The sequence below is a fragment of the Prevotella sp. P2-180 genome (assembly GCF_002251435.1).
In the GTDB taxonomy this organism is placed as follows: domain Bacteria; phylum Bacteroidota; class Bacteroidia; order Bacteroidales; family Bacteroidaceae; genus Prevotella.
The window spans coordinates 15,191-37,321 of the sequence record NZ_NPJI01000047.1 but is presented as its reverse complement, the minus strand read 5'-3'; the positions used below and the strand labels follow the sequence as shown (position 1 = coordinate 37,321).

Sequence of the window (22,131 nt, the reverse complement as noted above, 5' to 3'; positions counted from 1 at the left end):
AGTCAACCTTCCGTACCTTTGCAGCGAAATCAATTTTTTATTTAAAAACATTATGATTATGAAAAGAGAAAAGAAAGACAATTTCGTCTATCCACAGTCGGTTCAGTCCGACCTGTTCGGCTACCTCAAGCCGGCACAACAAGAGTTCGTCCGTCCGTTGCTCCGGGTGTTGAAGAAACCTGCACAGGTGGAGCTTTGCTGCATGCTGCTCGACTACATGGAGACAGGAGAAGTGGAGCTGGGAAACGACATCGTCGTGGGCGGCATGTTCATCTACATCAGTCAAACCCTTTAACACCAACAACTATTATGCAAAACATCTTTAAAATTGTGAGCCAGACAGAGGCCGTGACCATCAACACGCAGAACGGACAGATGCAGAAATCCACACTTGTGATGCAGGAGGTAGGGGGCAAGTATGCCGACACCTTCGTGGCTGCACTCATCGGCAACCAGGTGAAGTTCTTCAAGGGCGACATCGTGTGGGCTGCACTGCGCTTCAGCTGCCGCGACTATAACGGCAACACCTATCAGGACATCACCGTACAAGACATTGTTTCATTCTCAAAACATTAACATTATGACAAACATTACAATCAACAACACCAATCTCACCTGCATGCTTCAGCAGGACAACGAAATCAGTCAGAACAAGTGCTACACCGGCATCTTCTCTAAACGCGGCAACTCGCTGAAGTTTGAGGAGGCTATACGCAGGGGAAGGGCACCACGCAACCCGAAGCTCTTCGACGGAAAGTATATCACTCTCGTCAGAAAGACCAACGGCAAGTATCAAATACATGCCAAGACCTTGCGACTGGAGCCCGGCTTCAACCCCTCCGACGTTGCGTTCGGCTTCTTCCAAGAGGTAAGCAGCGCTCTTAAGTTTATTAACTAAAAATACCAGGATATGAACATCGACTATTGCCCAAATTGTCACCAGCTCCCTGTCCCGCTGTCGCGCGAGACATTCGAGCAAATCATCAGAGAGCCACATCTGAAAGCCCTCTGCGACCAGATAGCTGCGGGCAACCTCAACCTGAAGCGCGACCTGCCAGCCGTGTGTTGGCAGGCTGCCTTCGGCGGAGAGAGACGCAGCAACAAAACCGCACGCCCGTCGGGACTCTTCGCTCTCGACATCGACCACATCGACCAGCCCGACACCCTGTTCCACACCTTCGAGGACAGACTGGAGGAACTGGGCATCTACATCGTACACAAGACACCATCGACCAAAGGACTGAGAGTGGTGGCACTGTGCCGACCCGAACACGAGACCATTGCCGACAACCAGGCGTGGCTTGCCAAGGAACTGAATGTGGAACACGACGCCTGCACACGCGACCTCGCACGACTCTCGTTTCTCGTGCCCGAAAGCTATTTCTACTTCTACAATCCAGAGGTCTTTTCATTGGAAACGGAGGTGAAAGAACTGGAAAAGAAGGTGAAGGAAGAGGTGAAGGAAGAGGCGAAAGAAGAGAAGAAGGTGGAGGCCGCCAAAGCCCCTCTCGCTTTCCGCGGCATACCCTACACCGACATAGTGGAAAAGCTGATAGAGCGCACCGGAGGCACACCCTACGAGGGAGAACGCAACAACCGCCTCTACCTCATCTGCCGACTGCTGGCAAACATCACCGACCGACAGGCAGACCGCCTCTTCCAGGTATGCCCGCGTTTCGGACTCAGCGAGGCAGAGGTGAAGGCATGTTGCGAGTCGGCATGCAAGTCGGCAAGAACGGAAAAGCTGCCCTACGTGCTCTACAAAGTGCTGCGCGACCTTGGCATAGATGGCTCCGAAAGCGCCACACGACCTTCCGCCGAGGAGGAATCGAAACCGGCACTGCTGCCCCCTTCAATGCCTCAACCGTCGCACCTGCCGCCGCTCATCAAGGAGTTTGTAGTCACCGCCCCCGACGACTTCAAGCCTGCCACGGCAATGTGTTGCCTGCCCATTTGCGGTTTTCTCGGCAGCCGCCTCCGTGCACGCTATCTCGACGGCGACCTGCAGGCGCCCTCGTTCATAGTCAACATCATTGCCCCGGCTGCAAGCGGAAAGGGTTCGCTGCTGCGCATACCCGACATCTGCTTAGAAAAGATAAGGGCAAAGGACGACGAAGGACGCGAACAGGAGATGGAGTATCAGCGACAGGCGAAGCTGAACAAGAACCAGAAGAAGCAGATGGAAGAGCCGCAGCCCATAGTGCGCGACATACCAGCCAAGGTGTCGGTGGCACAGCTGCTGAAGCGAATGGTGCAGGCGCGAGGGCTTCACCTCATAAGCATCTCGCCCGAGGCAGACACACTGACCAACTCCAACAAATCGGGAATGTGGGCGCAGAAGTCAGACATCTACCGTGTGGCACAGGATGCCGACGGAGGTCGCTACGGACAGGACTACAAGTCGGACGCCTCGTTCTCAGCCACATGCCGCATGCGCTACAACCTGCTGACCCTCGGCACGCCAGGAGCCATAGCCAGAGCCTATCCAGACGTGGAGGACGGACTCATCACACGCTGCATAATGGTGGAACTGCCATCGCAGTTTGGAAAGGCAATGCCCGTAAGGAAGCAGTTCTCGGAAGCTCAGCTTAAAGTGGTGAAGGAGAGAGTGGATGCCCTCATGGCTGTCTGTCAGGATGCCGAAGGCAACGTGCTGCCCGAATACCATCTCAACCTCCAGTGGCTCAACAAGGGCATGGGGCAATGGATAGAGAAGCAGCGCGTACAGGCAGTGCGCGACGAGGACTACGCACGCGACCAGTTTATGCGCCGTGCAGCACAGATAGGTTTCCGTGCCGGCATGGTGGTCGCCTTCCTTTGGGGAAATCTCAACCGCGAGCGAAAGAACTACACGCTGGAGTTTGCCGTATGGGTGGCAGAATCCATACTCCACACGCTCCACAGCCGCTATGCCACCAAGGCGCAAGAGCAGGCCTTGCAGTATGAGGCTCCTGTGGCACGACGCTATCCCTCGCTCTTTGAGGCCATGAGCGACGTGTTCAGTGCCGACGACCTGCAAAAGGCTGTCAGGTCTCACGGCATCCACTCGCCTCTGAAGAGCATAATATTCCGATGGACCGACAACCACCTCATTGAAAAGCAAGGCGAATCGTTCGTGAAGCTTGTGAAATGACGGTTACCCGGTTACCTCGGTTACCCCGGTTACCCCACGTGTTTTTATTTTCAAATTCTAATTCAACTCAAGTATTTAAACCACAGAGATAAAGAGAAAAAGAGATTAGTATAAATACTCTATATCTCTTAAACTCTGTGGTTAAAAATAACTTCCGAAAGTTGAGTAATTCTAATCAAATTCTCAAGAAATATGACAATTACCATCCAACGCACCTTCATAAAAGGTGAAATAACCGAGGGGCACGTCACTATCGACGGACAGCGCATCTGCGACACCCTCGAAAACTCGTTCTCTTGCCTCGCCGCAGGCTCTTACGCAGTGGAACTCGTAAAGTGCAAGCAGTATGCACGCAAGATGATTCTCGTGAAAACCTTCGCTCCGCGCTGCGCCGACTGTCCACGAATGAGATTTGTGTTCGGCAACACGCGCATGCCGCAACCCTGTCCGCAGCTGAAGCCCGGCAACGGCATCCACAACCGCCACGACGGCTCAATAGTAGTAGGCACACGAAGCTCCCTCGGATGCATCATCCACCCACGCAACGCCTTCGCCGCCCTCTACGACCGCATCCGAAAGAACGTGGAGAGGGGAAGGGTAGTGACACTGGAAATAAAAGAAACATTAATCGAAAAAAAATGGACTATATGAGACTGACACCGCATTTGTCTTTAACTTCCTTAACTTCTTAGATTTAACCCCATGTGAAACTTGAGTTAATAACTATGCATGCTCCAGCTTGCCGAGGGCAGGTAGTTCACACCATACCAGCACATCTGCAGCAGCAGAAATCCTACGATGAGCCACCAGTAGGCGTGGAGGCTGGGCGAGCGAAGCCTGTGATGGATATAGCCGATATATACCGCCCATGTGGCAGCCGCCCACGTCTCCTTCGGGTCCCATGTCCAGAAGTCGCCCCAAGCCTGTTTCGCCCAGATGCATCCCGAAAGCATGCCGAAGGTGAGGAAGGCGGTGCCTATGCGGGCGAGGCTGTCGCAGGTGGGCAGATAGCGTGACGACCCACGGCGCAGTCCGGCTATGGAAAGCAGGAAGGCGCAGCCGAAGATGCTGTAGGAAAACATGTAGACTGTGACGTGGGGGATGAACCATGCGCTCTGTAAGGCTGGCATCAGGCTCTGGTCGTGTATTTCCGGCTTGGCTATGTTTATCAGTATAAACACGATGGCCACTATTGCCGATGTGCCAGGAAGCCAACGGTAGTGCCAGCGGATATACACTGCCAAGCCTGAAACAATCATAAACAGGGAATACCATAGACGGGTCTCCCCCAGTGTGCGCAATGGTGGACGGCCGAGACTGACCCATAGTCCGGCTATGAAGGCTGCATACACCATTGTGCCTGCCGCCATGGTCAAGACGCACGTCCTGTTGAGTCCTTCTTTTTGCCTAAGGGCTGCCACGGCGCCCGCAAGCCATAGTATGGCAGTAGCGACGGCAAATGGAAGAAACAAGTTCCATGATATCATCTCTCTGCCTCCTTTCTCCTTCTTGTTGTCATGATTATTGTTCCTGCAAGCAACGATCCTATGCCTGCAAGCATCGGGTATTTCCAAGGCTGGTGTACCTTTTGAAGTATGCAATAGTCCACTTCGCCTGTCATCATGTTTGTATTGAAGTCCACAAGATAGAGGTCTTCGGCCATTCCGACACTATACGGACGGTTGACGGCAAGTCTGATGGTATCTCCATTCATCATCACTTCTGCCGAATACTGTACAGGAGAGCCGTCGGCAGGATTTCTGTCAATCTGGAATGAGAGCAGGCGAGGGGAGGGGGCGACTGCTTGTGCCGGAACCAAGATGTCGCTCTTCCGCGTGTCGCCAGCTCCTGCCATACCGCTGAACAGTGCAAGCCACAAGCCTATGTGTACAAGCATGAAGGAAAGGTCGCGCCGGAAGCGGAATGTCCTTAGCTTGTGAATTATCACCAGCGAAAGGTGCATCTCCAAGGCGGCGAGCAGGGCCACGAAAGGCCAAGAGGTGGTGAAGCCGGCAAACTGCGGCACCAAACCTCCTGCCACGGCAAAGGCGGCAGTGAGCCCGAGCAGAAGGCATGCGGCTTTGGTAGACCTCATGGCGGCGACGGTCTTGGTCGGTCCCCACTTACGTTCCATCGCATATACAATGGCCAGACCTGTCACTCCCAAGGCCAGTCCCATGGGGAAGGCGAAGATGCTTACGTCTATGTTGCCATAGAGCATTTGTACAATAGTGGCAACGGTCATATACAGCAAGAATATTGTCCCCGCTTTTCCTCTTATTATATATAAAGGTGTATTGGTCATAGCGTATAAAGAGCTTTTATCGCCTCTTTTGGCTGCAAATATAGTCAATAAACGCCTAAACTGCAAAGAAATTTCGGAAAAAGTATGCCAAAAGTTTGGTAGGTACGGCTTTTTGGTGTACCTTTGCAGCGGATGATTAAACAAAACACGGATATTGTAAAGTAAATAACCTCCGCGACTACTTATGTCATGGATGTTATCCCTTAGGTTTCTTCGAAGGCAGAATGTCGGTCGAAGAGTTATTGTTTTATATTTTTTTTAAACCAAACTTTACAATAATGAATAATGATAATTTAAAGAGCAACAATACAGTTGCCGACAACAAAGAATCGTCAATACATGATTTCGACTTCTCGCTCATCTGCGAATATTTCTCCAGTATCAAACGCCAGGGTCCTGGCAGCGATGAGGCCACGAGGAAGGCATTAGGTATGGTGGGATATCTGAATGAGGATGCCGTCGTAGCCGACCTCGGATGTGGCTGTGGTAGCCAGACCGTGCAGTTGGCGCTTCATACCGAGGCAAGGGTGAAGGCCCTCGACCTCTTCCCTCTCTTTATAGAAAAGACGATGGAAAAATGCCGTGCCGAGGGTGTAGACCACAGGGTTGAAGGCATTGTAGGCGACATGGGCAACCTTCCGTTCGAAACAGAGTCGATAGACGTGATTTGGAGCGAGGGGGCCATCTACAACATAGGCTTTGAACATGGCATAAACCTCTGGCGCAAGTATCTGAAGGCCGGAGGCTGGATAGCCGTAAGCGAGGCTTCATGGCTCTGCGACAATCAGCCGGAGGAAATCATACGGTTTTGGACAGACGCCTATCCTGAGATAGACTATATATATAATAAGGTGGAACAAATGCGGAAGGCTGGATACACTGACATCAGCACGTTTGTGTTGCCTCGAGAATGCTGGACGCGCAATTTCTACGAGCCGCAGGTGGAAGCGCAAAGGCTGTTTCTTCAGCGTCATCCCGACAATGCCACTGCAAAGGGCTTGGTTGACAATATGAAACATGAGGCTGAGATGTACTCCCGTTATAATGACTATTATGGATATGTGTTCTACATAGGACGTAAGGGCTGACAATAAAAAACCACTCGCTGGGGGCATTAGCCTGCTGCGGGTGGTTTTCTGTTTCATTGTTTTGTCTTCCCGATGTTCTCTTTCCTGAAATGACGTGGCGACAGACCGGTATGTTTCTTGAAGAAAGTGCCGAATGCAGATGGATTAGGAAAATTCAGCAAGTCGGATATCTGTTTTACGCTTTTGTCGGTGTTGTTTATCAAGAAGATGCTTTGCCTGACGATGGCCTTGAACACGTGTTGTTGTACTGTCATGCCCGACACGCTTTTCACTATCGACGATAGGTATTTAGGAGAAAGGCATAGCTTGTCGGCATAGAAGGAGACTCCACGGTGCTTGTTGAAGTATTGCCCGACTAACTGTATGAAACTAATGTAAATGTCGGTTTGGCGAGCCGGTGCCGACTGATGCACACCTAACAGTCTGCTGAACAAGGAACACAGGTGGTAGGTAAGCGAGAGCATGAGCAGGAGTCGTTCTTTCTCAATAAACACGTCGGCATTGTCGTTCTTTAGCGATGAAAGCATGTCGATATATAGGCTTAGGCCTGAAGTGGCCGCAGTGTCAACAATCTGGCACGATGCAGGGTTGATCACTTCCCAGAATTTCATCCCCCTCACGGTGTTGCCAAGCAAGTCGCGTATGGAGTCCACCCGATAGAAGAGCAAGGAGTAGAGACAATCGGACGAGCTTTCCGTAATGTGGAAATACACCTCCCTGTTGATAAACACCGTCTTGCCGCTCACTGCCTTGTGGGTCTCTTTCCCGGTGACGAAAGAAAAATGACCGCGGTGGCATATGATTATCCCGATATGCTCGACAAGAAAGCTGATACGCAATGCATCAGGGAATGTGTCGAGCATGCCGTGCGAACAGCATACCTCGCAACCGGAAGTGAGCTGTTTCTGCAATTCTTTTAAGCGGTCAGCTGTAGTGTTCATGCGTCAGCAGCCAGAGCCGTCAATGTTGCATGAGGCATTTTCAGCAGCGGGCTTTGCCCCAACGCCAGCTTCCAGGGAAGATAGTGTCACGGTGCCGTCTTCAAGCACAAAGCAGGGTATGCCCACAAACCCCATCTGTCTTGCTGCCGAGAATGTGGGGTCGTTGTCGCGTAACTGGAGGAACGCCTTAAGGTTTCTTACATGAGCGCCGATGTCGACGATGTGATAGTTTGGGTTGTCCTTTATTTGTGCTTCTATGCGTGTACAATCAGGACATGTGCTCATTACAAATACTGTTATCATAGTTCTTTTTATTATTAGTTTTTTGTCTTTGCAAATGTACGATAAATAATCGACAACAACATTTTCCGTAGAGTTAATTAATCACAAAACGCTATCTTTTTGTCTGTTTCTCGCACGTTTCGCATAAGAACACGCAGCAACTTTTTCTCTTTCCGACTACTCTCAAAAGTAGAGATATGAAGCAAAAAAGGCAGAGAATTGTCTAATAATATGTTAAAAATTGCTATCAAATAATAAATTATTGATTCCGTTTTAGAATTAATTGTCTATTTATTAGGTAGTTTCGTCAAAATGTTGTACCTTTGCAGCCCAAAAGGTCTATTTAGGCCTTGATGTATCAAGCAGAAAATATACAAAATATATAATAACATAAAAAATAAAGAACAATGCCTACAATTCAACAATTGGTAAGAAAGGGCAGAAAGGTGCTTGTAGACAAGAGCAAGTCGCCAGCTTTGGACTCATGTCCGCAGCGTCGTGGCGTTTGTGTACGTGTTTACACCACAACACCTAAGAAGCCTAATTCGGCAATGCGTAAAGTTGCCCGTGTGCGTCTGACAAACCAGAAAGAGGTTAACTCTTACATCCCAGGAGAGGGACACAACTTGCAGGAGCACTCAATCGTGTTAGTACGTGGCGGTCGTGTTAAGGACCTCCCTGGTGTACGTTATCACATCGTTCGTGGAACGCTTGATACAGCCGGTGTTGCAAACCGCACCCAGCGCCGTTCAAAGTACGGAGCTAAGCGTCCAAAGGCAAAGAAGTAAATAGCCGGAGAAGGTTAGAAAGCCCAAAGGACAACATTTATTAATTAGTTTTGCTGGAGAATTGTTATAAAGAAGGTTGAGTAAATACTCAAGTGAGAGTGTTGAAGAACAAAAAAGAACAGCCCCAAGCAGAATATTTTCATTAAAAAACAAAATGAGAAAAGCAAAACCAAAGAAGCGCGTGATCCTGCCGGATCCAGTTTTCAACGACCAGAAGGTCTCTAAGTTTGTTAACCATCTGATGTACGATGGAAAGAAGTCTATTTCGTATGAGATCTTCTACAAGGCCCTTGAAACCGTCAAGGGAAAAATGAGCAACGAGGAAAAGTCTGCACTCGAAATTTGGAAGACTGCCCTCGACAACATCACTCCTCAGGTAGAGGTGAAGAGCCGCCGTATCGGTGGTGCCACATTCCAGGTTCCTACTGAAATTCGTCCTGACCGTAAGGAAAGCATCTCAATGAAGAATATGATCAGCTTCGCACGCAAGCGTAGCGGAAAGTCTATGTCTGACAAGCTCGCTGCTGAGATCATGGACGCTTTCAATAATCAGGGTGGCGCATACAAACGTAAGGAAGACATGCATCGTATGGCTGAGGCTAACCGTGCATTTGCTCATTTCAGATTCTAATTATTAATAATAAGGTAAAAAGAAAATGGCAAATCGCGACTTACATTTGACTCGTAATATCGGTATCATGGCGCACATCGATGCCGGTAAGACAACAACATCAGAGCGTATTCTCTTCTACACTGGTAAAACCCACAAAATAGGTGAGGTTCACGACGGTGCAGCTACTATGGACTGGATGGCTCAGGAGCAGGAACGTGGTATCACTATCACTTCGGCTGCCACCACATGTAACTGGACTTACAAGAACCAGAACTTCAAAATCAACTTGATTGACACTCCGGGACACGTTGACTTCACCGCTGAGGTTGAGCGCTCTCTCCGTGTTCTTGACGGAGCCGTAGCTACTTACTCGGCTGCCGATGGCGTTCAGCCACAGTCTGAGACTGTATGGCGCCAGGCTGACAAGTATAATGTGCCACGTATTGGTTACGTTAACAAGATGGACCGCTCTGGTGCTGACTTCTTCGAGACTGTTCAGCAGATGAAGGACATCCTCGGTGCCAACCCTGTTGTTCTCCAAGTGCCTATCGGTGCTGAGGAAAATTTCAAGGGTGTCGTTGACCTTATCAAAATGAAGGCTATCCTCTGGCACGACGAGACCATGGGCGCTGAGTATGATGTGGAGGAAATTCCTGCTGACCTGCAGGACGAATGCGACGAGTGGCGCAACAAACTGCTCGAAGCTGCCGCTGAGTACGACGAGTCTATCATGGAGAAGTACTTCGACGATCCTTCTTCTATCACTGAGGAGGAAATCATCGCTGCCGTACGCAAGGGTACTGTTGCCATGGAGTGCACTCCTATGATTTGCGGTTCTTCATACAAAAACAAGGGTGTACAGCCTCTGCTCGACTATGTTTGCGCATTCCTGCCTTCTCCAATGGATATCGAGAATATCACAGGTACTAACCCTGATACTGAGGAAGAGGAAACACGTAAGCCTAGTGAGTCGGATCCTACAGCTGCTCTCGCATTCAAGATTGCCACTGACCCATACATGGGACGTCTGGTATTCTTCCGCGTCTACTCTGGTAAGGTGGAGGCTGGTTCATACGTCTTCAACTCCCGCTCGGGCAAGAAGGAGCGTATCAGCCGTCTGTTCCAGATGAACTCAAACAAGGAAATACCTATGGATTCTATCGACGCCGGCGATATCGGCGCTGGTGTAGGTTTCAAGGATATCCGCACTGGTGACACACTCTGCGACGAGGCTCATCCTATCGTTCTCGAGTCAATGTCGTTCCCTGATACCGTAATCTCAATTGCCGTTGAGCCAAAGAGCCAGGCTGACATCGCCAAGCTCGACAACGGTCTTGCTAAGCTTGCTGAGGAAGACCCGACATTCACCGTTCGTACCGACGAGCAGAGCGGACAGACCATTATCTCTGGTATGGGTGAGCTCCACCTCGATATCATCATCGACCGTCTGAAGCGTGAGTTCAAGGTTGAGTGCAACCAGGGTAAGCCGCAGGTTAACTACAAAGAGGCTATCACCAAGACTGTCAACCTCCGCGAGGTTTACAAGAAGCAGTCGGGTGGTCGTGGTAAGTTCGCCGACATCATCGTTAACGTCGGACCGGTTGACGAGGACTTCAAGCAGGGTGGCCTGCAGTTCATCAACGAGGTCAAGGGTGGTAACGTGCCTAAGGAATTCATACCTTCAGTTCAGAAAGGTTTCGAGAACGCAATGAAGAACGGTATACTTGGCGGCTATCCAATGGACAGCATGAAAGTAACACTTCTCGATGGTTCTTTCCACCCCGTAGACTCCGACCAGCTCTCGTTCGAGCTCGCTGCCCTCAACGCCTACAAGAATGCATGCGTAAAGGCAGGTCCAGTGCTCATGGAGCCAATCATGAAGCTTGAGGTCATCACTCCTGAGGAGAACATGGGTGACGTGATCGGTGACCTTAACAAGCGCCGTGGTCAGGTGGAAGGAATGGACGAGGCTCGTAGCGGTGCACGCGTCATCAAGGCAATGGTGCCACTGTCAGAGATGTTCGGATATGTAACAGCACTTCGTACCATCACCTCCGGTCGTGCCACAAGCTCAATGGAGTATGACCACCACTCACCACTGTCAAGCGCCATCGCAAAGGCTGTGCTTGAAGAAGTGAAGGGTCGTGCAGACTTGGTTTAATCCAAAAGCAATTTAATATTGAGTAAAGAGGCGTCACTTAGCGAATGACTCTTAAGTGGCGTACCTCTTTTCCAAAACAGATAATTTTTTTAATAATTAATAAAAGACATGAGTCAGAAAATCAGAATCAAGCTGAAGTCATACGACCATACTCTCGTTGACAAGTCAGCAGAAAAGATTGTGAAGGCAGTAAAAGCTACAGGCGCTATCATCAGCGGTCCTATTCCATTGCCAACACACAAGCGTATCTACACAGTAAACCGCTCAACCTTCGTAAACAAGAAGGCTCGCGAGCAGTTCCAGCTCTCAGACTACAAGCGTCTCATCGACATCTACAGCTCTACAGCAAAGACCGTAGACGCTCTGATGAAACTCGAGTTGCCGAGCGGTGTTGAAGTAGAAATCAAAGTATAGTCTAATTTTTAGTATATAATTGAAATGCCAGGATTAATTGGAAGAAAAATCGGAATGACATCCGTTTTCAGTGCCGACGGTAAGAATGTACCGTGCACTGTTATCGAAGCTGGTCCTTGTGTTGTTACACAGGTTAAGACCGTTGAAAAGGACGGTTATGCTGCCCTTCAGTTGGCTTTCGGCGAGGCTAAGGAAAAAAACACTACCAAGCCTATGCAGGGAGTATTCAAGAAGGCTAATACAACACCAAAGCGCCACTTGGCCGAGTTCAAGTTCGATGAGGAATATAACCTCGGAGATACGATTACGGTTGACATCTTCAATGGAGTTGAGTTCGTTGACGTTGTCGGAACATCAAAAGGTAAGGGTTTCCAGGGTGTAATGAAGCGTCACGGCTTCGGTGGTGTAGGCCAGAGCACTCACGGACAGGATGACCGCGCCCGCAAACCGGGTTCTATCGGTGCTTGTTCTTACCCTGCAAAGGTGTTCAAGGGCATGCGAATGGGTGGCCACATGGGCAACGAAAGAGTAACAACCCAGAACTTGAAAGTGTTAAAGGTAATACCAGAGCACAACCTCATACTTATTAAGGGTAGTGTAGCTGGTTGCAATGGTTCAACCGTTTTAATCAAGAAGTAAAATGGAAATTAGCGTATTAAATATCAATGGCCAAGAGACAGGACGAAAGGTCGTTCTTAACGACGCTGTCTTTGGAATCCAGCCTAATGACCACGTTCTTTATCTGGACGTAAAACAGTATCTCGCTAATCAGCGTCAGGGTACAGCAAAATCGAAGGAGAGAAGTGAGCATGCAGGTTCTACACGCAAGCTTGGTCGTCAGAAGGGCGGCGGCGGTGCTCGCCGTGGTGATATCAACTCACCAGTGCTCGTAGGTGGTGGACGTGTTTTCGGTCCTAAACCACGCGACTATCGCTTCAAACTTAACAAAAAAGTAAAAGTTCTTGCTCGTAAAAGTGCTCTCTCTTACAAGGCGCAGGAGAATGCTATCGTTGTGGTAGAAGATTTCAATTTTGAGGCTCCAAAGACTAAAGATTTCGTAAATATTACTAAAAATCTTAAAGTTGAGGGCAAAAAATCGCTCTTCGTTTTGTCAGAAGTAAATAAAAACGTATATTTGTCTGCTCGAAACCTGCAGGGTTCGAAAATTACACTTGCTGCGCTGCTCAATTCGTACAATGTTTTGAATGCAGACGTGCTCGTGATAACAGAGAATTCATTGGAGACGATCAACAACATCTTAAACAAATAATCAACAAGGAGATAAAGTAATATGGCATTCATAATCAAACCATTGGTCACTGAGAAGATGACAAAATTGACAGACAAGACATCTGTCGACAGAACTTATACTCCTAAAACTGGTAAAAACAAGGGTACACAGGTGACAAAGACCGCACAGCCAAAGTACGGATTCATCGTTCGCCCTGAAGCCAACAAGTTGGAGATTAAGAAGGAAGTTGAAAGTCTGTACAATGTAACAGTTCTTGAGGTTAACACTCTTCGTTATGCCGGAAAGCGCTCTAGCCGCTATACAAAGGCAGGACTCGTGAGAGGCCAGAAGAATGCCTACAAGAAGGCTATCGTCACTCTTAAAGAGGGCGACACTATTGATTTTTACAGCAATATAGAATAATATAAAATGGCAGTACGTAAATTTAAACCGGTAACTCCGGGACAAAGACACAAAGTTATTGGCACGTTCGAGGAAATTACTGCATCCGTGCCAGAAAAATCTCTCGTTCGCGGCAAGCGCTCTACCGGCGGTCGAAACAACACCGGTAAGATGACTGTTCGCTATATGGGCGGAGGACACAAGAGAAAGTTCCGTCTCATCGACTTTAAGCGAGAGAAAGATGGTGTTCCAGCAGTTGTAAAGACTATCGAGTACGATCCAAACCGCTCGGCTCGTATCGCTCTGCTTTACTATGCTGATGGTGAAAAACGTTATATCATTGCTCCTAATGGATTGCAGGTTGGCATGACTCTCTCGTCAGGTGCGGATGCTGTTCCAGAGATTGGAAATGCACTCCCATTGGCCAACATTCCTGTCGGTACCGTTATTCACAACATCGAATTACGCCCAGGACAGGGAGCTCTGCTCGTCCGTTCGGCTGGTAATTTCGCTCAGTTGACTTCCCGTGAGGGTAGCTATTGCGTCATCAAACTCCCTTCTGGAGAAACACGCAAAATCCTGAGTGCTTGTAAGGCTACTATCGGTAGCGTAGGTAACTCCGATCATGCACTCGAGCAGTCTGGTAAGGCAGGTCGCTCACGCTGGTTGGGACGTAGACCTCACAACCGTGGTGTCGTTATGAACCCACATGATCACCCAATGGGTGGTGGTGAAGGACGTCAGTCTGGCGGACACCCACGCTCACGCAAGGGCTTGTACGCTAAGGGTCTCAAGACACGTGCACCTAAGAAGCATTCTAACAAGTACATCATTGAAAGAGCAAGTAAGTAATCAAGTTAACTAAGAGAAAATTATGAGTCGTTCATTAAAAAAAGGTCCGTACATCAACGTATCGCTCGAGAAGAAAATTCTCGCTATGAATGAAAGCGGAAAAAAGAGCGTCGTTAAGACTTGGGCTCGTGCATCAATGATTTCCCCAGACTTCGTGGGTCACACTGTTGCAGTTCACAACGGAAATAAGTTTATTCCTGTTTACATCACAGAAAACATGGTAGGTCACAAGCTTGGTGAGTTCTCGCCTACTCGTCGATTCGGTGGCCATGCAGGTAACAAGAAGTAATCAGGTTCACCAGAAAATTAAAGATATCAATAATGGGAGCAAGAAAACATATTAAGGCTGAAGAAAGAAAAGCAGCTCTTAAAACTCAGTACTTTGCTAAATTGAAGGGGGTTCCTTCTTCTCCAAGAAAAATGAGATATGTCGTTGACATGATCCGTGGAATGGAAGTGAACAGGGCACTCGGTGTGCTCCGCTTCTCTAAAAAAGCAGCTTCTGTCGACGTGGAGAAACTTCTGCGCTCGGCTATCGCTAACTGGGAAGCTAAAAATGACCGCAAGGCTGAAGATGGAGAATTGTATATTACAAAGGTATTCGTTGACGAAGGCGTAACTATGAAGCGCATGAGACCTGCACCACAGGGACGTGGATATAGAATACGCAAGCGTTCTAACCATGTAACGCTGTTTGTTGATGCCAAAACTAATGATTAATAGATAGTAGAATGGGACAGAAAGTTAATCCAATAAGCAACCGCCTCGGTATCGTTAGAGGATGGGATTCAAATTGGTTCGGTGGCAAGAACTTCGGCGACAATCTGGTTGAAGACCAGAAAATACGTAAGTATCTCAACGAGAGACTTGCTAAGGCTAGCATTTCTCGCATCGTTATCGAACGTACACTGAAATTGGTTACCATTACTATTTGCACCGCTCGCCCGGGCATCGTCATTGGTAAAGGTGGTCAGGATGTTGACAAACTCAAGGAAGAGCTCAAAAAGCTTTATGACAAGGAGATTCAGATAAATATCTTCGAAGTTAAAAAACCTGAGCTCGATGCCAACATCGTCGCTAACAACATCGCACGTCAGGTCGAGGGTAAAATAGCTTATCGTCGAGCAATCAAAATGGCTGTTGCTAACACAATGCGTGCTGGTGCTGAAGGTATCAAAGTTCAAATCACAGGACGTCTCAATGGTGCTGAAATGGCACGAAAGGAAATGTACAAGGAAGGACGTACTCCTCTACACACATTCCGTGCAGACATCGACTATTGTCAGGCAGAGGCGCTCACTAAGGTTGGCCTACTGGGTATAAAGGTATGGATTTGCCGTGGCGAGGTTTACGGAAAGCGTGAACTCACACCTAACTTCACTCAGGAGAAGTCATCTGGACGTGGCTCTAATGGTAACAATGGTGGCAGAAAGTTCCGTGGTAAGAAGAATAATAATCGTTAAAAGAAGAAGCTATCATGTTACAACCTAAGAGAGTAAGATATAGAAGACCTCAGGATGGAAGAGGAAACAAGGGCAATGCTCACCGCGGCACTCAGCTCGCTTTCGGCTCTTTCGGTATTAAAACTCTTGAGGCAAAATGGATAGACAGCCGACAAATTGAGGCTGCCCGTGTAGCTGTTAACCGTTACATGCAGCGTGAAGGACAGGTTTGGATTCGTATTTTCCCGGACAAACCTATTACAAGAAAGCCTGCTGACGTCCGAATGGGTAAAGGTAAGGGTGATCCTGCTGGATGGGTCGCTCCTGTAACTCCAGGACGTATTCTTTTCGAAGTTGAGGGAGTTTCTTTCGACATCGCTAAAGAGGCTCTAAGACTCGCAGCTCAGAAACTGCCGGTGAAGACTAAGTTTGTAGTTAGACGTGATTACGATAAAAACGCTTAATTTATGAAGATTAAAGAAGTAAGAGAACTCGAAACCAAGGATTTGGCAGAGAAGATCGAGGCAGAGGTTGTTAAGTATAACCAAATGAAGTTGAACCACGCAATCACTCCTCTGGAGCATCCATCTGATATAAAGAAGGCACGTCGTGACATCGCACGTATGAAGACAGAACTCCGTCAAAGAGAACTTAACAAATAATAATGGGCCAGATGGAAACAAGAAATTTAAGAAAGACAAGACAGGGTGTCGTAGTCAGCAACAAAATGGATAAAACCATTGTTATTGCAACTAAGTTCAAGGAGATGCACCCTATTTATGGTAAGTTTGTCCAGAAGACAAAAAAGTACCATGCTCATGATGAGAAAAATGAGGCTAATGTAGGTGATACAGTACTCATTATGGAAACACGTCCCTTGAGCAAAACCAAGAGATGGAGATTAGTTCAAATTGTTGAAAAAGCTAAGTAATTATGATACAGGCAGAATCAAGACTTACAGTATGTGACAACAGCGGTGCGCGAGAGGCTCTTTGCATCAGAGTACTCGGTGGTACTGGCCGCCGTTACGCAAGTGTCGGTGACGTGATTGTCGTTTCAGTGAAGAACGTCATTCCGTCAAGCGATTTGAAAAAGGGTGCAGTATCTAAGGCTTTGGTTGTTCGAGTGAAGAAAGAAATACGTCGTGCTGACGGTTCTTACATCCGATTCGACGATAACGCTTGTGTATTGCTTAACAATGCAGGTGAGCTTCGTGGTAGCCGTATCTTCGGTCCTGTTGCACGTGAACTGCGTGCAGTTAACATGAAGGTCGTTTCATTGGCACCTGAGGTTCTTTAAACGTTAATTGAGACAAGAAATGACAAAGTTTAAAATAAAGAAAGACGACATGGTTCTGGTGCTTGCTGGTAATAGCAAGGATAGAAAAGACCAGAACGGCAAGTATCCTGCTCCGCACAAGGTGCTAAAGGTGCTTGTTAAGGAGCAGCGTGCCATTGTTGAAGGCAAGAACATGGTGTCTAAGAGCACCAAGCCTTCTGCTAAAAATCCTCAGGGAGGAATTATTAAGCAGGAAGCTCCAATTCATATCTCTAATCTGAGCTTGGTTGATCCAAAGACTGGTGAGCCAACTCGCGTTGCCATCAAGAAAAACGACGACGGAAAGAAAGTTCGTGTCGCTAAAAAGTCAGGGGAGGAAATCAAATAATGAATACAGCACAACTTAAGAAGCAGTATACGGAGCAAATCGCTCCTGCTCTCGAAAAGCAGTTCAACTACAGCTCAAAGATGCAGATTCCTGTCCTCAAGAAAATCGTAGTTAACCAAGGTCTTGGTGACGCTACACAGGACAAAAAACTCATCGACGTTGCAATCAACGAAATATCTGCCATTACTGGTCAGAAGGCTGTGGCTACATATTCAAAGAAGGACATCGCTAACTTCAAGTTGCGTAAGAAGATGCCTATCGGTGTGATGGTTACACTACGTCGTGAGCGTATGTACGAATTCCTCGAGAAGCTCGTAAGAGTGGCTCTTCCTCGTATCCGCGACTTCAAGGGTATCGAAAGCAAGTTTGACGGACGTGGTAACTACACTCTTGGTATTCAGGAGCAGATCATCTTCCCTGAAATTAATATCGACTCTGTAGACCGCATCCAGGGTATGAACATCACATTCGTTACCACAGCAAAGACCGATGAGGAGGGATTCGCTCTTCTAAAGGCATTCGGTCTTCCATTCAAGAACGCTAAAAAAGACTAAGAGATATGGCAAAAGAATCAATGAAGGCCCGCGAGGTTAAGCGCGCCAAACTTGTTGCCCGCTATGCTGAGAAGCGTGCCGCACTGAAGAAGATCATAGCTACTGCTGAGGATCCTGCAGAGGCTTACGAGGCTGCACGTAAGTTGCAGAGCATACCACGCAATGCCAATCCTATTCGACTCCACAATCGTTGCAAGATTACCGGACGTCCAAAGGGATACATGCGTCAGTTCGGCCTTTCTCGTATCCAGTTCCGTGAGATGGCTTCGGCTGGTCTCATTCCTGGTGTAAAGAAGGCTAGCTGGTAACAACACATCAGTGAATTTCACTTTATTTATTTAATATTGTCGGGGTAGGCCCGATTAATTAAACAATTATTTATAATGACAGATCCAATAGCAGATTATCTGACGAGGTTGAGAAACGCTATCATGGCTAATCACCGTGTAGTCGAAGTTCCAGCTTCAAACTTGAAGAAAGAGATTACAAAGATCCTCTTCGAGAAGGGATACATCCTGAACTACAAGTTCGTAGAGGATGGTCCTCAGGGTAGTATCAAGGTCGCTCTGAAGTACGACCCAACAACAAAGGCTAACGCTATCAAGTGCCTTAAGAGAGTGTCTACACCAGGTCTTCGTAAGTACACTGGTTACAAGGACATGCCGAGAGTTATTAACGGATTGGGCATCGCTATCTTGTCTACATCCAAAGGTGTAATGACAAACAAAGAGGCTGCTGACCTTAAGATCGGCGGCGAGGTTCTTTGCTACGTTTATTAATAGGAGGTTTTACTATGTCTAGAATTGGAAAATTACCTATTAGCATACCAGCTGGTGTGTCTGTTGCTATGAGCAACAACGTAGTGACCGTTAAGGGTCCTAAGGGAGAACTCTCACAGTACGTCGACCCTTCTATCAAGGTTAACATCGCCGATGGCGAGGTAGTGATGGAGATTGATGAGAACAGCCCCGTAAACTACAAGCAGAAGCAGGCTTTCCATGGACTTTATCGTTCACTGGTAAACAATATGGTTGTAGGTGTTAGCGTTGGTTACAAAAAGGAACTTGAGCTCGTCGGAGTCGGTTATCGTGTTTCTAACCAGGGAAACATCATCGAGTTTACTCTTGGTTATACTCACCCTATCTTTATTCAGTTGCCTAACGTCATCAAGGTTGAGACTAAGTCTGAGCGTAACCAGAATCCTCAGATTATACTCGAGTCTTGTGACAAGGCATTGCTTGGACTTGTTTGTGCTAAGATTCGTTCTTTCCGTAAACCTGAACCTTACAAGGGTAAGGGCGTTCTGTTCAAGGGCGAGGTTATTCGCAGAAAGTCTGGTAAGTCAGCTTCAGCTAAGTAACTTTAACATTTCAAGATTATGACAACAAAGAAAGTAGAAAGACGAATTAAAATCAAATATAGAATTCGCAAGAATGTGTTCGGTACTGCAGAGCGTCCACGTATGAGCGTTTTCCGCAGCAATAAGCAGATTTATGCACAGGTCATCAACGACCTTGAGGGCAAAACACTTGCTTCTGCCTCTTCTCTCGGACTTGAGGCTATGCCTAAGATTCAGCAGGCTGAAAAGGTAGGTGAGCTCGTTGCACAGAAGGCAATCGAGGCTGGCATCACATCTGTTGTATTCGACCGCAATGGTTATCTTTATCATGGTAGAGTAAAATCTCTTGCCGATGCTGCTCGCAAAGGCGGACTGAAATTTTAAACGATTATGGCAATGAACAGAGTTAAAATAAATAGTGACGTTGAATTAAAAGACAGGTTGGTTGCTATTAACCGTGTTACAAAGGTAACAAAGGGTGGTCGCACTTTCACATTCGCTGCTATCGTCGTTGTTGGTGACGGCAATGGCATTATCGGATGGGGACTTGGCAAGGCTGGTGAAGTTACAGCTGCCATTGCTAAGGGTGTTGAGGCAGCCAAGAAGAATCTTGTTAAGGTTCCTATTCTCAAGGGAACTATTCCACACGACGTAGAGGCTCGTTTCGGTGGTGCTCACGTTTATATGAGACCGGCCGCTGCCGGTACTGGACTCGTAGCCGGTGGCGCTATGCGTGCCGTGCTCGAGAGTGTTGGTGTTAAGGACATTCTCGCAAAGTCAAAGGGCTCTTCTAACCCTCACAACTTGGTGAAGGCTACTATCGAGGGACTTTCTGAGCTTCGTGATGCTTACACCATCGCAGCTACTCGTGGTATCAGTATGGAAAAAGTATTTAGAGGATAAGGAGATATTCAATATGGCAACAATAAAAATCAAACAGATAAAAAGTAAGATTGGCGCACCTATTGACCAGAAGCGTACTCTTTTGGCACTTGGACTGCACAAAATCTCACAGGTTGTTGAGAAGGAAGATACTCCTGCAATCCGTGGTATGATTGGCAAGGTTCACCACTTAGTGACCGTTATTGACTAATAAAGTAAATAAAAACAGATACGATTATGAAACTACATAATTTAAAGCCAGCTGAAGGCTCTACTCATTCACAGCGTAGAATCGGTCGCGGTCCGGGTTCAGGTCTCGGAGGCACTTCTACTCGTGGTCACAAGGGTGCAAAGGCTAGGTCTGGTTATAAGAAGAAGATTGGTTTCGAAGGTGGACAGATGCCACTTCAGCGCCGTGTTCCTAAGTCTGGTTTCAAGAATATCAACCACAAGGAGTATTTCGCTGTCAACCTCTCTACATTGCAGAAGTTGGCTGAGGAAAAGAACCTTGCGAAGATCGGCATAGCTGAACTCGTGGCTGCTGGCTTGACCAACGGTAAGGAACTTGTAAAGATTCTTGGTAACGGCGAGTTGAAGGCAAAGGTTGATGTAGAGGCTAATGCTTTCTCTAAGTCTGCTGAAGAAGCTATAAAAGCAGTAGGTGGTAACGCAACTATAATCTAAGATAATGAAGAAGTTAATAGAGACACTACAGAACATCTGGAAAATCGAGGACCTGCGCCAGCGCATCCTTGTGGTTATCCTGTTTACGGCGATTTATCGTTTTGGCTCCTTTGTTGTGCTTCCTGGCATCAACCCTGCCATGTTGGATAAACTTCAGTCGCAGACCCAGGGCGGCTTGATGTCACTTCTGGATATGTTCTCTGGTGGAGCATTTTCCAATGCATCTATTTTCGCATTGGGAATCATGCCTTACATCTCTGCTTCTATCGTTATGCAGCTTCTCGCTGTAGCTGTACCTTATTTCCAAAAGATGCAGCGTGAGGGTGAGAGCGGTCGTAAGAAGATTAGTATGTACACTCGGTGGCTGACAGTGGGTATTCTCCTGTTTCAGGCCCCGAGTTACCTCATCAATCTTAAAATGCAGGCTGCCGGTGCATTGGCATCGGGAATCGCTTGGCCGGTGTTCATCATCACCGGTACCGTCATACTTGCAGCTGGAAGTATGTTCATCCTTTGGTTGGGTGAGCGCATTACAGATAAAGGTATAGGTAATGGTATCTCGATAATCATCATGATTGGTATTATCGCTCGCTTACCGCAGGCGTTCATACAGGAAATCGGTTCACGTTTCACTGCCATCACTGGTGGTGGACTTGTGATGTTCCTCGTCGAGATTATCATACTCTATGCAGTTGTTTGCGCATCTATTGTTTTGGTACAGGGTGTACGTCGTATCCCTGTTCAGTATGCAAAGCGTCTTGTAGGTAACAAGCAGTATGGTGGTGCACGCCAGTACATACCGCTGAAACTCTTCGCTGCTAACGTGATGCCTATCATCTTTGCTCAGGCTCTGATGTTCATCCCGCTCGTCATCGTTCAGTATTCAGCATCTGAGAATTCTAGTTGGTTCTTGCGTTCTATGCTCGACAGAAACAGTCTTCTCTACAATATTGTGTTTGCTGCACTCATTATTGCATTTACATATTTCTACACAGCAATAACACTGAATCCTACACAAATGGCTGAGGACATGAAGCGCAACAATGGCTTCATACCTGGTGTCAAGCCTGGAAAGGACACTGCCGATTATATCGACGATGTCATGTCTAGACTCACACTGCCCGGTTCTTTGTTTATAGCTTTCATTGCTATTATGCCCGCACTTGCCGGACTGCTGAATGTGCAGGATGCATTCTCTCAGTTCTTCGGAGGTACCTCTTTGCTGATTCTCATTGGTGTCGTTCTTGACACTCTTCAGCAGATAGAGAGTCATCTCATGATGCGTCACTATGATGGCTTGCTGAATTCTGGAAAGGTTCATAGCCGCACAGGTGTTTCAGCTTATTAATATAAG

The 22,131-nt window shown here is 47.6% G+C and carries 35 protein-coding genes; 31 read left to right on the top strand and 4 right to left on the bottom strand.

All coding sequences use genetic code 11. The features are described 5' to 3' along the window. Positions 1 to 58: 58 nt before the first annotated feature. The 5 genes from CIK98_RS07905 (at position 59) to CIK98_RS07885 (ending at position 3,784) form a co-directional block, all read left to right on the top strand. On the top strand, positions 59 to 295 hold the full coding sequence (locus CIK98_RS07905) for a hypothetical protein (protein WP_141210468.1): 237 nt from the start codon (positions 59 to 61) through the stop codon (positions 293 to 295). Between the two features lie 35 nt (positions 296 to 330). Continuing rightward, positions 331 to 576, top strand: a complete 246-nt coding sequence (locus CIK98_RS07900) for a hypothetical protein (RefSeq protein WP_141210467.1) — start codon at positions 331 to 333, stop codon at positions 574 to 576. A gap of 4 nt (positions 577 to 580) precedes the next feature. After that, positions 581 to 898, top strand: a complete 318-nt coding sequence (locus tag CIK98_RS07895; RefSeq protein WP_094383711.1) for a hypothetical protein — start codon at positions 581 to 583, stop codon at positions 896 to 898. 12 nt (positions 899 to 910) lie between these two features. Beyond that, positions 911 to 3,133, top strand: coding sequence for a DUF3987 domain-containing protein (locus CIK98_RS07890; RefSeq protein ID WP_094383710.1), 2,223 nt, complete (start codon positions 911 to 913; stop codon positions 3,131 to 3,133). Positions 3,134 to 3,325: 192 nt separating this feature from the next. Then, complete coding sequence (locus CIK98_RS07885; protein ID WP_094383709.1) at positions 3,326 to 3,784, top strand: DUF5675 family protein; 459 nt, start codon at positions 3,326 to 3,328, stop codon at positions 3,782 to 3,784. A 65-nt stretch (positions 3,785 to 3,849) separates the two neighbouring features. Here the strand turns inward: CIK98_RS07885 and ccsA are convergent, their stop codons facing one another. Both ccsA and CIK98_RS07875 read right to left on the bottom strand, forming a co-directional pair. Further along, entirely contained in the window at positions 3,850 to 4,620 is a 771-nt protein-coding gene (gene ccsA / locus CIK98_RS07880) for a cytochrome c biogenesis protein CcsA (protein WP_094383708.1), read from the bottom strand. Then, on the bottom strand, positions 4,617 to 5,438 hold the full coding sequence (locus CIK98_RS07875; RefSeq protein ID WP_094383707.1) for a hypothetical protein: 822 nt from the start codon (positions 5,436 to 5,438) through the stop codon (positions 4,617 to 4,619). The genes ccsA and CIK98_RS07875 overlap by 4 nt, the downstream gene beginning before the upstream one ends. 278 nt (positions 5,439 to 5,716) lie before the next feature. On the opposite strand from CIK98_RS07875, the gene CIK98_RS07870 reads away from it, so the two are divergent. Further along, on the top strand, positions 5,717 to 6,526 hold the full coding sequence (locus tag CIK98_RS07870; RefSeq protein ID WP_094383706.1) for a class I SAM-dependent methyltransferase: 810 nt from the start codon (positions 5,717 to 5,719) through the stop codon (positions 6,524 to 6,526). A gap of 53 nt (positions 6,527 to 6,579) precedes the next feature. Here the strand turns inward: CIK98_RS07870 and CIK98_RS07865 are convergent, their stop codons facing one another. Continuing rightward, entirely contained in the window at positions 6,580 to 7,467 is an 888-nt protein-coding gene (locus CIK98_RS07865) for an AraC family transcriptional regulator (protein WP_094383705.1), read from the bottom strand. 3 nt (positions 7,468 to 7,470) lie between these two features. Then, on the bottom strand, positions 7,471 to 7,770 hold the full coding sequence (locus CIK98_RS07860) for a thioredoxin fold domain-containing protein (RefSeq protein WP_094383704.1): 300 nt from the start codon (positions 7,768 to 7,770) through the stop codon (positions 7,471 to 7,473). A gap of 386 nt (positions 7,771 to 8,156) precedes the next feature. On the opposite strand from CIK98_RS07860, the gene rpsL reads away from it, so the two are divergent. The 25 genes from rpsL to secY all read left to right on the top strand — a co-directional run bounded on the left by rpsL (position 8,157) and on the right by secY (position 22,125). Continuing rightward, complete coding sequence (rpsL, locus tag CIK98_RS07855) at positions 8,157 to 8,537, top strand: 30S ribosomal protein S12 (RefSeq protein ID WP_094380547.1); 381 nt, start codon at positions 8,157 to 8,159, stop codon at positions 8,535 to 8,537. A gap of 76 nt (positions 8,538 to 8,613) precedes the next feature. Beyond that, entirely contained in the window at positions 8,614 to 9,168 is a 555-nt protein-coding gene (gene rpsG, locus CIK98_RS07850; RefSeq protein WP_172409863.1) for a 30S ribosomal protein S7, read from the top strand. Positions 9,169 to 9,193: 25 nt separating this feature from the next. Further along, positions 9,194 to 11,311: an elongation factor G gene (gene fusA, locus CIK98_RS07845; protein ID WP_094383702.1), complete on the top strand. Its 2,118-nt coding sequence runs from the start codon at positions 9,194 to 9,196 to the stop codon at positions 11,309 to 11,311. A gap of 108 nt (positions 11,312 to 11,419) precedes the next feature. Then, entirely contained in the window at positions 11,420 to 11,725 is a 306-nt protein-coding gene (gene rpsJ, locus CIK98_RS07840) for a 30S ribosomal protein S10 (RefSeq protein WP_094383701.1), read from the top strand. Between the two features lie 24 nt (positions 11,726 to 11,749). Next, positions 11,750 to 12,364, top strand: coding sequence for a 50S ribosomal protein L3 (gene rplC / locus CIK98_RS07835; protein WP_094383700.1), 615 nt, complete (start codon positions 11,750 to 11,752; stop codon positions 12,362 to 12,364). Position 12,365: 1 nt separating this feature from the next. Next, positions 12,366 to 12,995, top strand: coding sequence for a 50S ribosomal protein L4 (gene rplD, locus CIK98_RS07830; RefSeq protein WP_094383699.1), 630 nt, complete (start codon positions 12,366 to 12,368; stop codon positions 12,993 to 12,995). 21 nt (positions 12,996 to 13,016) lie between these two features. Beyond that, positions 13,017 to 13,379, top strand: a complete 363-nt coding sequence (gene rplW, locus CIK98_RS07825; RefSeq protein ID WP_094383698.1) for a 50S ribosomal protein L23 — start codon at positions 13,017 to 13,019, stop codon at positions 13,377 to 13,379. 6 nt (positions 13,380 to 13,385) lie between these two features. Beyond that, on the top strand, positions 13,386 to 14,210 hold the full coding sequence (gene rplB, locus CIK98_RS07820) for a 50S ribosomal protein L2 (RefSeq protein ID WP_094383697.1): 825 nt from the start codon (positions 13,386 to 13,388) through the stop codon (positions 14,208 to 14,210). 22 nt (positions 14,211 to 14,232) lie between these two features. Then, positions 14,233 to 14,499 (top strand): 30S ribosomal protein S19, encoded by a 267-nt coding sequence (rpsS, locus tag CIK98_RS07815; protein WP_022315727.1) that lies wholly within the window; start codon positions 14,233 to 14,235, stop codon positions 14,497 to 14,499. A gap of 32 nt (positions 14,500 to 14,531) precedes the next feature. Then, positions 14,532 to 14,930, top strand: coding sequence for a 50S ribosomal protein L22 (gene rplV / locus CIK98_RS07810; protein WP_094383696.1), 399 nt, complete (start codon positions 14,532 to 14,534; stop codon positions 14,928 to 14,930). 11 nt (positions 14,931 to 14,941) lie between these two features. Then, positions 14,942 to 15,673 carry a 30S ribosomal protein S3 gene (rpsC, locus tag CIK98_RS07805; RefSeq protein ID WP_094383695.1) on the top strand — a complete coding sequence of 244 codons (732 nt, stop codon included), beginning with the start codon at positions 14,942 to 14,944 and terminating at the stop codon, positions 15,671 to 15,673. A 14-nt stretch (positions 15,674 to 15,687) separates the two neighbouring features. After that, positions 15,688 to 16,116 (top strand): 50S ribosomal protein L16, encoded by a 429-nt coding sequence (rplP, locus tag CIK98_RS07800; protein ID WP_094380556.1) that lies wholly within the window; start codon positions 15,688 to 15,690, stop codon positions 16,114 to 16,116. Between the two features lie 3 nt (positions 16,117 to 16,119). After that, the gene (gene rpmC / locus CIK98_RS07795; protein ID WP_094383694.1) at positions 16,120 to 16,314 is read left to right on the top strand and encodes a 50S ribosomal protein L29; all 195 of its coding nucleotides are present in this window, start codon (positions 16,120 to 16,122) and stop codon (positions 16,312 to 16,314) included. Positions 16,315 to 16,316: 2 nt separating this feature from the next. Further along, positions 16,317 to 16,583 carry a 30S ribosomal protein S17 gene (rpsQ, locus tag CIK98_RS07790; RefSeq protein ID WP_094383693.1) on the top strand — a complete coding sequence of 89 codons (267 nt, stop codon included), beginning with the start codon at positions 16,317 to 16,319 and terminating at the stop codon, positions 16,581 to 16,583. Between the two features lie 2 nt (positions 16,584 to 16,585). Beyond that, on the top strand, positions 16,586 to 16,951 hold the full coding sequence (rplN, locus tag CIK98_RS07785) for a 50S ribosomal protein L14 (protein WP_094383692.1): 366 nt from the start codon (positions 16,586 to 16,588) through the stop codon (positions 16,949 to 16,951). A 19-nt stretch (positions 16,952 to 16,970) separates the two neighbouring features. Then, entirely contained in the window at positions 16,971 to 17,318 is a 348-nt protein-coding gene (gene rplX, locus CIK98_RS07780; protein WP_094383691.1) for a 50S ribosomal protein L24, read from the top strand. Further along, positions 17,318 to 17,872 (top strand): 50S ribosomal protein L5, encoded by a 555-nt coding sequence (gene rplE, locus CIK98_RS07775; RefSeq protein ID WP_094383690.1) that lies wholly within the window; start codon positions 17,318 to 17,320, stop codon positions 17,870 to 17,872. The genes rplX and rplE overlap by 1 nt, the downstream gene beginning before the upstream one ends. A 5-nt stretch (positions 17,873 to 17,877) precedes the next feature. After that, entirely contained in the window at positions 17,878 to 18,180 is a 303-nt protein-coding gene (gene rpsN / locus CIK98_RS07770; RefSeq protein WP_094383689.1) for a 30S ribosomal protein S14, read from the top strand. Positions 18,181 to 18,255: 75 nt separating this feature from the next. Further along, positions 18,256 to 18,651 carry a 30S ribosomal protein S8 gene (rpsH, locus tag CIK98_RS07765; protein WP_094383688.1) on the top strand — a complete coding sequence of 132 codons (396 nt, stop codon included), beginning with the start codon at positions 18,256 to 18,258 and terminating at the stop codon, positions 18,649 to 18,651. Between the two features lie 14 nt (positions 18,652 to 18,665). Continuing rightward, positions 18,666 to 19,232, top strand: coding sequence for a 50S ribosomal protein L6 (gene rplF / locus CIK98_RS07760; protein WP_094383687.1), 567 nt, complete (start codon positions 18,666 to 18,668; stop codon positions 19,230 to 19,232). Between the two features lie 18 nt (positions 19,233 to 19,250). Then, on the top strand, positions 19,251 to 19,595 hold the full coding sequence (rplR, locus tag CIK98_RS07755; RefSeq protein ID WP_094383686.1) for a 50S ribosomal protein L18: 345 nt from the start codon (positions 19,251 to 19,253) through the stop codon (positions 19,593 to 19,595). Positions 19,596 to 19,601: 6 nt separating this feature from the next. Further along, on the top strand, positions 19,602 to 20,114 hold the full coding sequence (gene rpsE, locus CIK98_RS07750) for a 30S ribosomal protein S5 (RefSeq protein ID WP_094383685.1): 513 nt from the start codon (positions 19,602 to 19,604) through the stop codon (positions 20,112 to 20,114). 13 nt (positions 20,115 to 20,127) lie between these two features. Continuing rightward, on the top strand, positions 20,128 to 20,304 hold the full coding sequence (gene rpmD / locus CIK98_RS07745; protein WP_094383684.1) for a 50S ribosomal protein L30: 177 nt from the start codon (positions 20,128 to 20,130) through the stop codon (positions 20,302 to 20,304). 26 nt (positions 20,305 to 20,330) lie between these two features. After that, positions 20,331 to 20,777 (top strand): 50S ribosomal protein L15, encoded by a 447-nt coding sequence (gene rplO, locus CIK98_RS07740; RefSeq protein WP_094383683.1) that lies wholly within the window; start codon positions 20,331 to 20,333, stop codon positions 20,775 to 20,777. A 4-nt stretch (positions 20,778 to 20,781) separates the two neighbouring features. Continuing rightward, the gene (gene secY, locus CIK98_RS07735; RefSeq protein WP_094383682.1) at positions 20,782 to 22,125 is read left to right on the top strand and encodes a preprotein translocase subunit SecY; all 1,344 of its coding nucleotides are present in this window, start codon (positions 20,782 to 20,784) and stop codon (positions 22,123 to 22,125) included. Positions 22,126 to 22,131 lie beyond the last annotated feature (6 nt).